This window comes from Clostridium sp. B9, assembly GCF_050509515.1.
Classification (GTDB): domain Bacteria; phylum Bacillota; class Clostridia; order Clostridiales; family Clostridiaceae; genus Sarcina.
In genome coordinates, this window is record NZ_JBNWKA010000003.1 from 3,048,385 (window position 1) to 3,064,749 (window position 16,365).

13 protein-coding genes are annotated in these 16,365 nt (G+C 26.7%); 2 read left to right on the forward strand and 11 right to left on the reverse strand.

Annotated elements, in window-relative coordinates; all coding sequences use genetic code 11:
- Window positions 1-237: 237 nt before the first annotated feature.
- From ACQZHJ_RS13495 to ACQZHJ_RS13530, 8 genes are all read right to left on the reverse strand, one after another.
- Window positions 238-3,888, reverse strand: a complete 3,651-nt coding sequence (locus ACQZHJ_RS13495) for a multifunctional 2',3'-cyclic-nucleotide 2'-phosphodiesterase/3'-nucleotidase/5'-nucleotidase (protein WP_430486066.1) — start codon at window positions 3,886-3,888, stop codon at window positions 238-240.
- A gap of 186 nt (window positions 3,889-4,074) precedes the next feature.
- Entirely contained in the window at window positions 4,075-5,076 is a 1,002-nt protein-coding gene (locus ACQZHJ_RS13500) for a tyrosine-protein phosphatase (RefSeq protein ID WP_430486067.1), read from the reverse strand.
- A 517-nt stretch (window positions 5,077-5,593) separates the two neighbouring features.
- Window positions 5,594-6,982, reverse strand: coding sequence for a sulfatase-like hydrolase/transferase (locus ACQZHJ_RS13505; RefSeq protein ID WP_430486068.1), 1,389 nt, complete (start codon window positions 6,980-6,982; stop codon window positions 5,594-5,596).
- A gap of 263 nt (window positions 6,983-7,245) precedes the next feature.
- Window positions 7,246-7,527, reverse strand: coding sequence for a hypothetical protein (locus ACQZHJ_RS13510; protein ID WP_430486069.1), 282 nt, complete (start codon window positions 7,525-7,527; stop codon window positions 7,246-7,248).
- A gap of 23 nt (window positions 7,528-7,550) precedes the next feature.
- Window positions 7,551-7,766, reverse strand: coding sequence for a hypothetical protein (locus tag ACQZHJ_RS13515; protein ID WP_430486070.1), 216 nt, complete (start codon window positions 7,764-7,766; stop codon window positions 7,551-7,553).
- A gap of 266 nt (window positions 7,767-8,032) precedes the next feature.
- Window positions 8,033-8,269: a hypothetical protein gene (locus ACQZHJ_RS13520; RefSeq protein WP_430486071.1), complete on the reverse strand. Its 237-nt coding sequence runs from the start codon at window positions 8,267-8,269 to the stop codon at window positions 8,033-8,035.
- Window positions 8,270-8,487: 218 nt separating this feature from the next.
- On the reverse strand, window positions 8,488-9,513 hold the full coding sequence (locus tag ACQZHJ_RS13525; RefSeq protein WP_430486072.1) for a phosphoribosyltransferase-like protein: 1,026 nt from the start codon (window positions 9,511-9,513) through the stop codon (window positions 8,488-8,490).
- 12 nt (window positions 9,514-9,525) lie between these two features.
- Complete coding sequence (locus tag ACQZHJ_RS13530; RefSeq protein ID WP_430486073.1) at window positions 9,526-10,158, reverse strand: NADAR family protein; 633 nt, start codon at window positions 10,156-10,158, stop codon at window positions 9,526-9,528.
- Between the two features lie 452 nt (window positions 10,159-10,610).
- Here ACQZHJ_RS13530 and ACQZHJ_RS13535 point away from each other — a divergent pair, with 452 nt between their 5' ends.
- Window positions 10,611-11,300: a replication initiation protein gene (locus tag ACQZHJ_RS13535; RefSeq protein WP_430486074.1), complete on the forward strand. Its 690-nt coding sequence runs from the start codon at window positions 10,611-10,613 to the stop codon at window positions 11,298-11,300.
- 266 nt (window positions 11,301-11,566) lie between these two features.
- Entirely contained in the window at window positions 11,567-12,337 is a 771-nt protein-coding gene (locus ACQZHJ_RS13540) for a hypothetical protein (RefSeq protein ID WP_430486076.1), read from the forward strand.
- A gap of 149 nt (window positions 12,338-12,486) precedes the next feature.
- On the opposite strand, the gene ACQZHJ_RS13545 is transcribed toward ACQZHJ_RS13540, so the two are convergent.
- The 3 genes from ACQZHJ_RS13545 to ACQZHJ_RS13555 form a co-directional block, all read right to left on the reverse strand.
- Window positions 12,487-13,059, reverse strand: coding sequence for a recombinase family protein (locus tag ACQZHJ_RS13545; protein ID WP_430486078.1), 573 nt, complete (start codon window positions 13,057-13,059; stop codon window positions 12,487-12,489).
- Between the two features lie 1,251 nt (window positions 13,060-14,310).
- Window positions 14,311-15,570: a hypothetical protein gene (locus tag ACQZHJ_RS13550; protein ID WP_430486079.1), complete on the reverse strand. Its 1,260-nt coding sequence runs from the start codon at window positions 15,568-15,570 to the stop codon at window positions 14,311-14,313.
- 294 nt (window positions 15,571-15,864) lie between these two features.
- A complete protein-coding gene (locus ACQZHJ_RS13555; protein WP_430486081.1) occupies window positions 15,865-16,107 on the reverse strand; it encodes a DUF6718 family protein in 243 nt (80 codons plus the stop codon).
- Window positions 16,108-16,365: the final 258 nt, after the last annotated feature.

Sequence of the window (16,365 nt, forward strand, 5' to 3'; positions counted from 1 at the left end):
AAAGTAAATTTTATACATATATATTGTACATTAAATTACGAATATTTTCTGATAATTTATTGTTAAATATCCGTTAACTTTATTTTACTTTAATTCTATAACACACCAATTTTATCAATACTCTAAAAATTTATTATTTAATAAATACTATGCTTAAATTTTAATTTTAAAACTAACGCAAAAAAAATAATAAGCTTAAAGAAAGTACGTAACTATCTTTAAGCTTATTAATTTATTCTATGCTACATTGTCTTTTTTCTTTCTTAAAGCAACAGCTCCTCCGATAATAGCAATTATTCCAATTCCAGCAAATACTTCTGCTCCTATTGGCATACCAGTGTTAGGTAAGTTTTGATTTTTATTATTATTTTTATCACTATTACTTTCATTTTTATCTAAATTATCTTGATTTGCTGTATTATCATTTTCTTTATTTTCTGACTCATCAATTGATGGAACTTCTGGTTTAACAACCTCTTCATTGTTGTCATTATCAACAACTGGTTTTTCTGGTTCTACAGGTTTAACTTCTGTCTCATCCTTACCAGGTTGGATTAATGTTGCTAAATTAGTAACTGGAGTGATTCCATTTTCTTTCCAGTATTCTGATAAAGCATCTCTCATCGGTTTATTAGTATCACTTACATTTTTAGCCTTTGAGAAATCATATCCATCTCCACCTGATGCCATAAAATCATTTACTGCTAATTTATAATATTTATTAGGATCTAATTTACTTCCATCTGGTAATCTTACTGATGTTATTCTATGTCCAGCCTCAGCTTTTGGATTATACCAGAACTTAACTCCAGCATGTTGTCCCCAGCCAAAATCTTTTGGCATTATTCCATGTTCTAATGCTTGTACTAAATCTGAACCTTTAACATCCATAGTTACTATTGTGTTATCAAAAGGAAGTATTGTATACATATCTCCTACAGTAACAGGTCCTTTTTCTAATGGTGCTCTTATTCCTCCCCCATTAGTTATTGCTACATCAGCATTAGCTACTTTTCTTATAGCTTCTGTAACTGTTGCTCCCATAGGACTTACACCAGCATCCCTATTATGTGGAAGATCTACACTTAAATCTGTAACCTTAACATCCATTACTGGCGCTAATTCAGCTTCATATTTTGATAATATTTCTTCCATTTGCTTGTCTACTGGTAATTTATCTACATTTTTATAAATATCCATACGATCATGTCCAACTGTTAATTTTCCATCTTTATCAAATTTTAAATCTAATACTCCAAGAGATCTACCATTTTTATAAGCTTGTACAATTGGCATTCCATTTAATTCTCCATTTACAGGCATATGACTATGTGCTGAAACAATAGCATCTAAACCTTTAACTTTTGTAAGTGGTTCAATTTCATATCCTGTTATAACTCCAGTTTCTCTATTTTGTTCACTAGAAATATGTGTTAAAGCTATTACAGCGTCAACATTTTCTTTATTTCTTAAATATTCAACCCACTTTTCAGCTTCTTTAACAGGATCTCTAAATTCTATATCTTTAACATTAGCAGGAGTTGTTTTATAAGCTGTTTCTTGTGTTGAAAGACCTATAAATCCTATTCTCTTACCACCTTTTTCAATAATTCCATATGGTTTTGCCCAATCTACAGGTTTTCCTGTTGATTTTTCATAAATATTAGATGCTAAGAATTCAAATCCACCAGCTTTTGCCCATCCTGGTATTAAATCATACCCCCAGTCAAATTCATGATTACCTATTGCTGAGAATGAAACTCCAAGTTCTTTGTTCATAGCACTAACTGGTTCTCCTTTTAAAAGGTTAGATAATGCACTACCTTGATACATATCTCCACCACTTACTACTATTGTATTAGGATTTTCAGCCTTTATTTTTTTAACTTCTCCAACCAACTTAGCTGCACCAACATTTTTTCCTGACTCTTGTAATGAACCATGGAAATCATTGAATGTAACTATTTTTATATTTGCTTCCTTATTTTCTTCTGGCTTAGTAGTTGTAGCAAATTTTGATACTTCATCCCAAGTTACTGATTTAACATTAGGTGTTCTTCCATTTGATGAAGTAGGTATCTTAACCTTACCTTCATTTATTACCTTAACAGCTAATTCTCTTTGCTCTGGATTCCAATCGTTACCTACTATCTTCCAATTGTTATCAACATTTCTTGTTATTTTTCCATGCTTAGTATTAACAATATAGTCAGTTATCAAATCTCTTATTGCTGGAATTTCATCATTTAAAGTATCGTATACCTTTTCATATTGACCTTCATCCATTATTCCAGCTGCTAATCCTGAATTATATCTGTAGTCATTTACTGCTAAGTAAACTACATCTGTATCTTCAACAGGTTTTCCATCTTTCTCAAACTTTAAGTTTTCTATTCTTTCTGATGGATCTTTAGCTATGTTTATATCATAACTAATACCGTCAAACATATCATATTTATACATTCTTACATTTTCATCAAATGATATAGTTAAATCTCCATCTTTATACTTGTTAAAGAATTTTGAGTTTTCTGCCATGTATTTCTTTAATTGTTTTCCAGTAGTTTTTATAGTATATAACTTATTATCAAATTTATAAATTTTTGATACATCAGCTTTGCTTATAGGTCCTTCTTTAAGATTTGCACTTGGACTAAATAAAGCTGCTGCTGATACTAAATAAACATCATCAGGATTTATTCCTTTTGACTTTAGATGTTTTCTACTGTTATACATTTGAACTTCATTTACAAAATCAGTTACACCTTCATCTTTTACTATAGATTCTGGAATATCTTTTATCTCATTAGGTTCAGCTAAATCTCCTCCTGTTAGCTCACCTATTTTTGCATTAGCATCATTAAGCGCTGCCTCATGGAAAGGTTTAAGTTCTGCTTCTAATTCAGCATCTCCCTCTACACCTTTAACACTTATTAAATCTGCACTTTTATTAATAACCTTTGCTCCATCTTTTCCTTTTTCAACTTCCAAATTGAATTTAGAAACATATTTTGCTCTACTTGCTGGTTCACTAATAATAGCATTTCCTCTTAATTCAGACTTAACTGTATCATGACTATGTCCAGCTATTACAACACTTACTTCTGGATTTCCTTCTGCTATTGCTGAAGCACTATCTCCATCCCCATATTCACCATTTAAGCTAGCATGAGAAGAAACTATATAAACATCTGCTCCACCTGCATTCTTAATTTCTCCAATGATTTTTTTTACTTCTTCAGTTGGATTAGTAGCATTATATCCTTTTAAATTTTCAGAATCCCATTGCATTATATGCGGAGTAACAACTCCTATTATTGCAACTTTTAATCCATCAACATTTTTAATTGTGTATGGATTAAATACTCTTTTTCCATCTTTATAAAGATTTCCACATAGAACATGTAAATTCTCATTTGCTTGTCCAACTACATTATGTAAATTATTCATTCCAAAGTTAAACTCATGATTTCCTAATGAAAATACATCATATCCGATATAATTCATTGCCATTATCATAGGATTTTCTTTGCCATTAAATATATGATTATAATTTCCTTGTATTGTATCTCCATTATCAATAACTATAGTATTAGGATTTTCTTTTCTAGCATCTTTCACTATAGTAGAAATTTGATTAAGCCCTCCATCGTAAGTGGTATTTTGAGCATAATCATAGTTCATAAATTTACCATGAAGATCAGAGGTAGCTAAAATTTGTATATCTACCTTTTTGTTATCGTTTTCATCAATATTAACATTTGTTGAATTGGATGTTGGTTTGATTTCAGTAGCTTTTACTGTATTTATTGGTAAGCATAAACTAATTATCATAGTAAAAGTAACCATTAAAGCAGTAATTTTTTTGTTACCTAGTTTCTTAAACATTCAATCTCCTCCTTATTTTTTTAATTTTACATGTCTTAATTGTAACATATTTTAATACATTTTCAATAAAATGTTATAATTTCAAATTAGTTTTATATATTCTTTTTTAATGAATTAATGCCTTAAATCAACATTACTATAGCAATAAAAAAGTTGTATCAATAAATTTGATACAACTTTTTGTTATTAATATAAATATTGATTTCTTATTTTATTTACTCTTTCTTTATCTAAGCCATATTCTTTCAAGAAATATACTTCATATGTTCCATATGTTTCTTTTATTCTATTCAAACTCAATTCTATATACTTCTTTTTAACTCCAAGTATATCCTCTATAAGCTCTTTTATATTTTCATTAGCTATATGCTTTTCATACATTTGTAGTATTTTGTGATTATCTCCTTTTCTGTATTCATTGCTAAGCATATAATCCTCTATTACCCTTTCTTCTGGTACCCCTAAAAGCAATAATATTAATGCTGATCCTAAACCTGTTCTATCTTTTCCTGATGTACAATGTTGTAATATAGCCATATTTTGAGGATCTTCTATTGTTTCAATAAGCTTCTTAAATGCTGGATTATTAAGTGGCATTTCTTCATATCCATCCATAAGAATCTCTTCTGGTGTTTCCTGATCATCAGATTTCATTAGAATTCCTTTTAAATATGATTCCATATCTAAATTTTGTTTTTCTAAATTTTTCATAGCTGATATTGTGATATGATTTACTCCATCAACTTCAATATCAGGACTTAATTTAATTTCCTCTGGAGATCTATAATCAAAAATATTTCTTATTCCTAAGGTTTTAAAATACTCTAAATCTTTTCCCTTTAATTTATTTAAAGCTTCTGAACGATAAAACATTCCCCATTTTACTAATCTTCCATCTTTAGCTTCATATCCACCCAAATCTCTAAAATTACAAAACTTTTTAAGTGGAACCAACCTCTCAGCCAGCATTAATTCTTCTTTTTCATCCTTTATAAAATAGAAGGTTCTATTTTCTTTATCTGGATCATCAAATTCTATTTCATTTTCATCCTCTAACTTTCTCAAATAATTTAATTCTCCATCTATTCTATCTGAATAATATAAATCACCATTAACTTTTTTATTTAAAGTTATTTTAATCTTATCTTCTGATATTCTTATTAATTTACCATTCAATCTTTTAACCATAATACACCACCTAATTCATTTTCATTAATTTAATTATACTACTTACTATTGAAATTGTTAATTTTTTATTAACACATATTTTTTCTATAACTTTAATTTAATCTAATAGCATATAAATTAATTTTTTTAACATCCAGTTAATATCTTTCCATATTATGTATGTTAAAATACTATTATATTATTCTTTAGAATATTAATTTCTTAAATTAAGGAGGGTCTATGGAATTATTACTTATCTTAATTTTTTTAATTATGCTTATAACAGCATTTTCAACCTCACTAAAGGAAACTAATAAAAAGTAAGATTTAAAGATTAATATTTTATTTTATATTTTTATATAAAATATAAAGGCAGTAACTCTTAGTTAATATTCCACAATCACTAAAAGTTACTGCTTTTTATTTTGACTTTGTTTTAATTAAGGTTGATTTCTAGCTGTCTCTTCATACCTAACTTAATTAAGCTTTAAGAGTTAGCATAAGCTTAATTAATAGCTTGATCATTTCATTTAAATCATCAATAGTTTTCCCAATAATTCTTTCCTAAAGGATGTCCTAAATCATTCCATTCATCTCTTAATTTAAACATCTCTTTTTGTAAACTTTCAACAACTTCTCTATACTCTTCAAGATCATATAAATTATTTATCTCATACTTATCATTTTCTAAATCAAAAAGTTGTCCCTTTTTAGCTTTTCCTCTATATTCAATCAGCTTATACTTTTTATTCTTAACGCCTCTTATTTTATCTGTGAAAGCTAAGTATAAATATTCCCTTGTCTTGTCATCACTAATAAATGTCTTACTCAAACTTATCCCCTCAACACTCTTTGGCTTTTCTATATCTAATAAATCTACTACTGTTGGGTATATATCAAATAGATATGCAAATTCCTCCACAACTTTTCCTTTTGGAATATTTGGTCCACAGAATATTAAAGGTACTCTTATACTATGTTCATATACGTTTTGTTTCCCCATAAGTCCATGCTGTCCTACAGATAAACCATTATCTCCAGAAAATATTATTATAGTATCCTCATATAAACCTTTTTTCTTTAAAGAATTTATTATTTCTCCTATTTCATAATCAAGGTGACTTATCATAGCATAGTATTCTGCTATATGCTTTCGTACAACCTTCTCATCTCTAGGATAACTAGCTAAAGACTCATCTCTTTCAACTCTAACTCCAAAATCAAAAGGATGTTCTTCTTTAAAATTCTCCGGTAGCTTTATTTTTTCTGGATCATACATATCATGAAATCTCTTATGCGTAGTTCTTGGATCATGTGGTGCTAAAAATGAAACGTATAAGAAAAATGGATCTTCTTCCTCATATTTATCTATAAAATCTATAGCTGATTGTGAAAATAACTCTGTTGAATGCTGTCCTGATTTTATCTTTTCTGCAATCATTTCTATAACATCATTTGTGCTAAAAAAGTCTCTAGTAAATTTTAATCTACTTGAGTATTCTCCAGTTTCATCAAACTTATTTACAGGTACATTCCAATGATCCCACATACCGCCAAAGAATATATCAGTTCCCCCTTTAAAGCTTCTATTATAGGACTCTGTTCCATTGTGCCATTTACCTATTCCGTATGTATTATAACCATTATTTCTTAGGCATTCTCCAAAAGTAACATGCTCTTTTGGAATCTCCTCTCCACATCCACTAAGGCTAAATAACTTTCTTCCTGAATGAATCATAGCTCTGCTTGGCATACAAACAGCCCCTGATGTTCCAGATGGTATATGTGCATTAGTAAAGCTTGTTCCCTCTCTAACTAATTCATCTAAATTATCTGTCTTTATATCATTATTACCTAAAGCATGAATAGTATCAAACCTCTGGTCATCTGTAAGTAAAAATAATATATTTGGTCTTTTCCTTCTCATAAAACTCCTCCTAATAATTCCCTTTACTAACTTATAACACATAAACCCGCTCCCTTGAATACATTTACATAAAAATATTAAAATTTGTAATTATAAACAAACTTCTATTTAATATTTATATCACCTGGTCCAAATCTTACTTGTCCAAATCAAGATTGTGGCCAACAATTAATAGATGTTGGATGTGGATCTCATCCATCATAAAAAACAGATAAAAGGTAATATGTACCTTTTATCTGTTTTTTGTTATACTATGTTTTAAACTAGCTAAAATTATCTTTTAATTTTTCTTTATTTCTGTGCTTTATAATACCATATAAATTTACTGTTAAGCCTATCAAAAATATGCTACCACCTAATAACCCTAAATAAAAATTAAAATTACTACTAGAATTATCCCTAAATAATAATACTACTACGGCTATTAAAGTTATTTCTATACTAATAAGCATTAACTCTGAAAAGTTTTTATTGGTACAAAAAACTTCTATAAATATAGCAGCAACTATAAAAGCTACAATTGCTAAAACAGCTAATATCCCCATAGATCATCCCCCTATTTTTATAATTAATATTCCCTTATAACTTCTATTATGTCATATTTCATGATAAAAGGTGTACCTAATATTAGTCTCCTCTTAACATCTGCTCTAAGAATTTTTGGTTCGTAAATCCTTGGAATCTTTTTAAATTCTTTGTAAGCCTCAATCTCAGATTTACCACAATATTTAATTGCCTCACCATATTCTCCAATAAATCTAACTAATATAAATTCTCCAGACATAATTACTCCTCTATTCACTATTTAATTTATATAAAACAAAAACCTTCTTCTATCAAATCAATTGATAAAAGAAGGTCTATATTACAAAATATAAATATCCTATTTAAGATATAATATTACTCTTCCCATCCTTCTGGGAATTCAGCATTGTGATAAACCTCTTGAACATCATCAGTTTTCACATTACTTATTTGGCTTATTTACTACATTATAAGCTAAATTCTATCTTTTATTAATCAGATATACACCATAATAATATAAGATACCTATTCCTTTAAATTATAAATGTATATCATTAAATAAGTATACCATTTATTTAATATTATTATCAACTTATTCTTATCATTTGCCATAAATATGATAACTTCCACTCTATACTCTGTCCCATTATTTAATGAACCATTTAAATGAAGCACTCTATTCATAATCCAAAAAGTTTCTTCTTCTAAAGGTGTATTCATAGAAAGAATTCTTCCTAAAAATGAACTTAAATGGTCTGTCATAACTTCATAATCAACATATACAAAGTCTTCACTAAAAAAGGATATGAAATTAAATCTATATTCTTACTCAAAATATTACCTCTGATTTTATAAAAACTTATTGTGAATTTCAAATACTTATCAAAAATTATTCTGGTATTATTGAATACACTTTTATTTCTAATAAACTATTATGTAAAAAATTACTTTAAAAATATATCATCAAAGTTAAATGTAGATTAACATACTTCTTCATTGCATCTTCTAGGGAAAAGTGGATACCATCTTCCTAATACCCCTCCAGTACCTTGATTAAGTATATCACCATACCATAAAGCTAAAGGGCAATTATTTGCAATATTCCTATATGTAATAAACATAGCACCGAATCCTATTGATTCTAATTTTGAAAACCCCATAGGTCTCATAGATTCACAAGGATTATTTATACCTTTTAGTATAGTTGCTCCAGCCTTTAAAAATGCTGATTCTACAACTTCTCTATTCATTGCACATGAAAACAAATTTTCTTCTTTCATATTATAATTTCTAAAAAAATCTATTTTATTAGCCCACTCACTATTTTCCTTTCTAACTCTTATATAATTATCTAAATCTTCATAATTAACATATTTAGGCCATAGAGTATCTAGAGAATTACCATACTCATTTTTATGATAATTTTGTTTTTCTAAAAACCAAACTGGATAACAATTTATGTTATTCTCTTTGCACATTTTTCCAATTTCTTTATAAGCATAATTACTACCAGACTTATATTTGCACAAATGAATTATCCATAATTCACTGTTTTTTTTAATTTTTTCACTAGTTATCGCTTCTTGAATATCCCATTTCAATCTACTTCCAGTGAAAATACAATCATCTATATATACATATCTATTATCACTACTACATTCTGTAATGTCTAATTGATACTCCTCATTTAACGCTTCACTAACAAGCTCAATTAGTTCAGCTTGACTTCTACCTCTTATTTGAATATTTAAAAAGCTTACATTTTTGAAAAAATTTTTAGTACATTTTCCCCAAACATTATCATACGAAAATAAAATTTTTAGCATTTGTTTTATCCTATTGCGTGAAAAATAATTTTTTTCTAATGTATATATCATTTCTGATAAAATTACATCTCTATCTCTAGCCTCAAATTGATTTACCCATCTTTCAATATGAGCTTGGTTCATATGCGCACCTTCTGGCATTTTATAATCTTCTATTATTTCTAACAATCTTTCAATCAAATTATACACCCTCTAATCTAAATTTTCTCTTAACATATTCATTTGAAGCGCTTCCTCTTTCTTTTTGATAATTACCAATGTTTCTATTTTTTTATCTAAGAACAAGAATTTTTCAACACTCAATGGTTTTAAAAATTTTTTATCTGTATTTTCTCCCATTGTTCTACACTCTTCTCTTAATTCCATTAATAATCTTCCTAGTACATTTTCTCCAATCAATTCTCCATTTTTATTAGGCATTGCCCCCCAAAATTTATCCTTATATGATTTTTCAACAATGCTTTTTTCTTCAGTACTCAATAGTAAACTTCTAAATTTGTTAAAGTTACATAATAATTTAGCTCTTAAACACCACCTCATAACATTAACTCTAATAGAATTCCAATCGCTTCTTGTGTAGTTATTATAATTTCTACTTATTTGTTTTGCTATCATTGGATTTTTTTCTCTAATAATTAATCTCTGAACTTTTGATATGTGTGTAAATCTAAAAGATTGATATAAACCTTCTGATGTTGCTACTTCTGTCCCATTTATTATAATAGGATATAGTGGTGCCATATTTGATAAACCTCCAAAAGCTTCATTTGTTTTCATAAAAACTACACTTTCAGATTCTTTGTAAACTCTAATTTTTTTTTCCACTTTAATATCCTCTACTTTCTATAAATACGCATTTATTATAACATAATATTACTTAATTGTTATAATAAATATATACTTACTATAATTTCTAAATACTTAATATAATTTATTAATATATTATTTTCACTGCAATTCAGAATTTAATTCCTTAACAACATTATCATTTAACATAATAAAAAGGCTAATTTTCAAAACAAATTATTTATTAATTGGATTTGAAAATTAGCTCGATAGTTTAAGAGGCTTCTACTTAATTCATATTATTTAGATTATGTTATTATTTTTCTCATCTTTCTGGAAATTCAGCATTATTATAACCCTCTTCAACCTCATCAGTTTTCCATTACTTATTTGGCTTATTTACTTAATATAATTATAAACTCTTTATTTAATATGAGTATTTATTTACATACTCATATTAAAATGGTAATATATTTTTAAGGAGATGTTTTATGGAAAAAAATTATTTAGTTACTAATTCAAGTTATTTTATTATGAATTCCAATTATGATTTAAGCTTAGAAGAACAGAAAATTATCTTAGCCTTAGCTAGTACAGTCAAACCTAATGATGAAGACTTTAAGTCTTATACATTTAAAATATCATATTTTATAGAACTTTTAGATATTGAAACTAAAAGCAAATATACAAATATACTGAAAATAACCAAAGAGCTTATGAAAAAAGTTTTTGAAATAAAAGAAGAAAATAAACTTATTCAAATATCTTGGTTAAGTTCAGTAACTTATGAAGAAGATAACGAACTATTAGAATTAGAATTTAGTCCAAAATTAAAATCATATATGTTGCAATTAAAAGAAAAATTTACAAAATATAAATCTGCAAATATTTTATGTATGAAAAGCAAATATTCTCCTAGAGTTTATGAATTGTTGAAATGCAATAAATTTGAAAAAAAAGGATTTATAGAAATAGAAGTTGACGAACTCAGAAAGATTTTAAAAACTGAAGATATATATCCTCTATATGCAGATTTTAAAAGATATATTATTATTAGAACTCAAAGAGAATTAATGAAATTAAGTGATATATCTTTTGATTTTGAAGAAGTTAAAACAGGTAGAAAAGTAACTTCTATTATATTCTTCATATGTTCTTATAACTTAAAAGATAAAAAATAAACTATTCTCAAACAGAATAAATAGTCACAACTTCAATCATAATTTTTATATAAAAATACACTAATTTAACCATGTAGTAAAATGGTACCCACTTTTTAATACCTAATTACTATACCCATAGTAAAATGGTACACTTAAATTGGTACCGTTTTACTACGTATAAGATAGACTATAAATAAGATAGACATACGTTTGTAATTTGCGACAAATAAAATTTGTCTTTAAATTACTTTTATAAAAATAACAAAAACAAAAAGGAGATAATAATGTTTATAAAATTAGATAACTTCATCTTTAATGGTGATTATAAAGCAGAACATATTAAAATGTACATATTATTATTATTAAACAAGCCTACGTTTTCTAATAATATATCAACAAATATTGAACTATTAAATGAATTATATGGACTTAAAGATATAAAGAAAAATATATCTAAGATAATTGGTATACTTTCATACTTAAATGAAATGGAAATTATAACCATAAATAAACCTTTGGAAAATATAAAGAAAAAAGATAAAATTAAAATAATCATTAATGAACTAAACTACGATGATTTTATGGGATTTACTAAAATAGAAAAAGATGACTTAGATTTAACTAAAGATTTCACTACTAATGAATTTGTTTTATACTTTTTTATGAAAAGATATTATAATAAATCTTATGGTAAAGCCTTTTTCTCTTATAGATTTATAAACGAATGTATAGGTATGAATAATAAAACTGCCAAAAATATAATAGATATGTTTTGTATTATGGGTATAATACAAAAACATAATCCTAATTATTACACTAAAGACATAACTGGAGCTATAAGAAGAACTAATAATGAATATAGGAACTTTACTAATACTCCAAAACCGTATAAAACACTTATAAAATTTGACGACGTAGATAAAGATACATATACTAAACTAAAAAATTCTAGATTGTATAATGAAGTACAACATAATTGCTACTTAGGATTTGGTGAAAATAGAAAAGTTAAAGATACATTTAAATTCTTAATACCTAGAACTAATGTAAGTTAATAACTCAACTTAAAGTATAAAATATTAATTTTATACTTTTTTATTTTAAAATGTATAAATTAACCAACCACCCTCTTAACACTCTAAAAAAGCCACCTCTCCTTTAAAAATTAACCCCTCCAGTACAAATTAAAAGAGTAGAAATTAATCTACTCTTTTAATCCTAAATCCTTTAAAGTTCTATATACTGTGGCTCTACTTAATCCAGTCTGTTTAACTATATCCACTATCTTATATCCCTCTTTATATAATAAACCTACTGTATCGGCTTTTGAGTTTCTCTTAGATGGTCTACCACCATTTCTCCCTCTAGCCTTAGCACTGGCTAAACCTTCTTTTGTTCTTTGACTTATTAAATCCCTTTCTAACTGGCTTAATCCACTCATTACAGTTAATAAAAAGCTATTATATGGGTTATCGCTTGTAGTGTCTAACCAAGTATCTTTTATACTCTTTATACTTGCTCCCTTATCTTTTATTCTATCTATTATATTTAATAAATCCTTAGTACTTCTACTTACTCTGGTTAAATCAGCTATTATAACTGTGTCACCCTCTTCAAGTTCATCGACCATCTTATTTAATTGCTCTCTATCAGCCTTAGTACCACTTATCTTTTCTTGATATATATTCCTCTTATCTACACCGTAATAAACTAACATATCTATTTGTCTATCTAAATTCTGCTCCTCTGTACTAACTCTAGCATATCCAACTAACATCTAACCACTTCCTATCTATTTGATTAATTAAATCGTATCATAAACGTTTCATAATGTAAATAGTTTTTGATACCTTTTATGATACATCCTCATCCTTTTAGAATGGCTTATTTGCGTATATAAAAAAATAGTATCAAAAACATTCGTTTATGATACACTTCACTTATTATTTTTTTGATACAAAGTCACTAATAGTTATTATAGTATTAATAACATTACAGACAATATTAATTAAATCACATATATCCATTTTATACCACCAACCTTACTATATATTGTACTGGTTATTATACTTAGAATGGTGTATTTAGACAATTATAAAAGAATCCATATAGGTAAAAAACACCTTATCATCTCCGTTTTTTCTCTTTTTTATTTGATTTTCTTAAAACCTAAATTTTAAATACATATAATTTTATTAGTTGCTCTAAATTTCTAAAATTTAGCTATTGAATTTATAGGCTTTTTAGTACACTTAACTTTCCTCTAGTTACTTTAAATACACGCCCATTTACTACTCTCCACCCCTACTATATTATTTAATCTCTAAGTCTATTTATTTAAAATATTAAATTTTAATACCCACCCCCCTAGTAAAAATGTCTGTCGCTCACAATTTTTAATCTTAGAATTTTGTAGAAGATGGTACTATTTATCCAAATAAAAAAAGCCTTAGGCATCTATTATCTAAAGCTCCATTTAAAACACATTTAATATATTACTGAATCTATTGGCTTTTATTTAATCTATTACTTTTTACATTGATATAATTTAATCTACCCTTAACTATATTTATCCTAAGACTAAATCTATTTACTATTATTTAAACATATTTATTAGATTACTAAATGATAATTAATTTATTACTTATAACTCTAAACAACCCAATAAAACAAGCAATTTATTTAGTTTCACATAAAATACAGACTAAATTAAAATGTTACTCACAAATGTCAGTCACAAAATGCCCTCTGCTCCAGTCTTTAATAAGTTTTTTTAATAAAACACTAAATTTAATAGGATTTTTTATTATACCTAAGTAACTAAAATGCCATAAAAACGGTAGTTTTTGTGACACACATTTTTAAAATCGCGACTAACATTTTTTATATAAATAATCATTAGAAACTTTAATGATTATATAGCCACTTTAAATCTTTATTAAGTGTCAAAATGGTATTCAAAATGAACACTGTTCTAGCACATATAAGATAGAATATGTTTTTTTAATTTCAATAACTTGTCCTATAATTACTTTTTAGATTCTAAAACTCTAACTAAGTAATTATACAAACCTTTAGCAACCGCATATTGTGGTTCTTCTGGCATTAATATTCTTATTTTATATTTTTCTATTTCTTCTATAATCATCTTTACACAATCTTTATTTTCTATTATTCCACCACTTAATAATAAGAAGTCCATATCGTCAAATATAGTTTCATACATAGTTATAATATCTTCTACTACTCTTATAGCATAGTCTTTTAAAACTTTCTCTCTGTGAAACTCCACTTCATTTTTTCCATTTATTAAATTAACCCTACCATTTTCTAAAGCCTCTTGAATATCTTTTTCTCTTATTGTTGTGGTTACTTCCATTATATTTGTATCATTTAATAATATTTTTCTCATTTCATTATAACATTCATAAAATCCATCACCGCAATAGTCATATTCTTTATCTGTGCCTTTTCCTGTCCATAGACACATATCATTAGTATAGTGACCTAAGTCCGCACTTACTATCATTTTACCTATATAATCTTTTTCTTCTAAAGAAAATACTGGTGCTAAAGCCTGTGGTAACACAACTACCTTATCTATAGTTATCTTTCTTTCTATGTCTTTCCCTCTATTTAAGAAAGCTATTTTATATTCTCCGATTAGCCATTTCTTTAAAGCATTGGCTTCACCTTTCATCTTAACTGGTAGACCCATGCTTAAATTAACTTCTATCTCTTCTTCATCTGTAGCTACACCTATTAATGATAATATTTGAACTAAGTGTTTTATGTTTCCAACTCTTTTAGTAGTTAACACTCTCTTAGCCTTTGAGTCTTTTTCTAAAGTTATATCTCCTACATAGAAGTATCTTTCTATTTCTATTATTTTATCTTCTTCACCTGTCTTCTCTGTATATTTAATTATAAGTTCTTTTCCATTTCTTATATTCTCTTCTCTTATCTCTTTTGATTGCTCTAAAGCTTCCTTTTTAGTTATTTCTTTTATTACTGATGGAACTGTTAATTTATTTTCTTCTCCCCAGTATGAAACTCCGTAACCAAAACCTGTGTCGATTCCTATCTTTAATATATCACTTTCTATACCGAATTTCTTTTTAGATTCCTTCAACTTTTCTTCTAAAACATTATCTTCTATATAAAAAATATCTTTTCCATTACCAAAATCTATATTACTAAGGAGTTGTCCAAAACGCCAATCACTATTTTTCTCCCATAACTGTTCTATTTCACTCATTATTTTTTTAATTCTATTTGGATTTCTCATTTTTATTCCTCCTTTTATTTTATTCTAACTATTACTTCAAATTAGCTATAGATATTATTTTTCATAACAACCTAATAGCTTCTTTGGTTAAATATAACACAAAGGAATTTATAATTCAACTTTTTGTTAAAATTGTAAATTTTTATATTTTATTAGTTGTTAATAAGTATAAAAAAAAGAGCTTAAAGCTCTTCTACAAAGTCCTTTGGCTCAATATTATTTAATTTAGATTAGTCTAAAGCCCTGTTATACTCTTCATTATTTTCACACCTTATATACTTTAATAGAAATCTATTATTTAATAATTATTTTATCTACTATAAATTTAATGCTATTTATAAACTCTTCTTTATTTTCTATAAACTTATAAGGCTTATATTCTCCATAGCTCTCTAGAGCATTAGTTATAAATATTTCTATATTTTTTTCTAAAGTTTCTGTAGTTAAATACTCAAATAATTCAACTATATCGATATCTTTTACCTTAAAGGCATAACAACCTATAGTATTTAACTTTCTAGCTACTATATATTTCATATTTAGTACTCCTCTATTATTTAAAATATAAATTCTCAATCACTATTCACCTTTATTTATTAACTCTAATATACTCTATTTTTAAATTAAAGTAAGTATTTATTTCTAAGTGCAAAGGCTTATAAATCCTTAGGGGAGCTGAGTTAAGGCAGAGTTATTCCCTACGAACAACATAAAATATTATGAAGTCATAAGGAACTCTCAACTATAAATCCTCTTTTTCACATCGTTTCAGTTGCCCTTATTAGTTAAGTATCA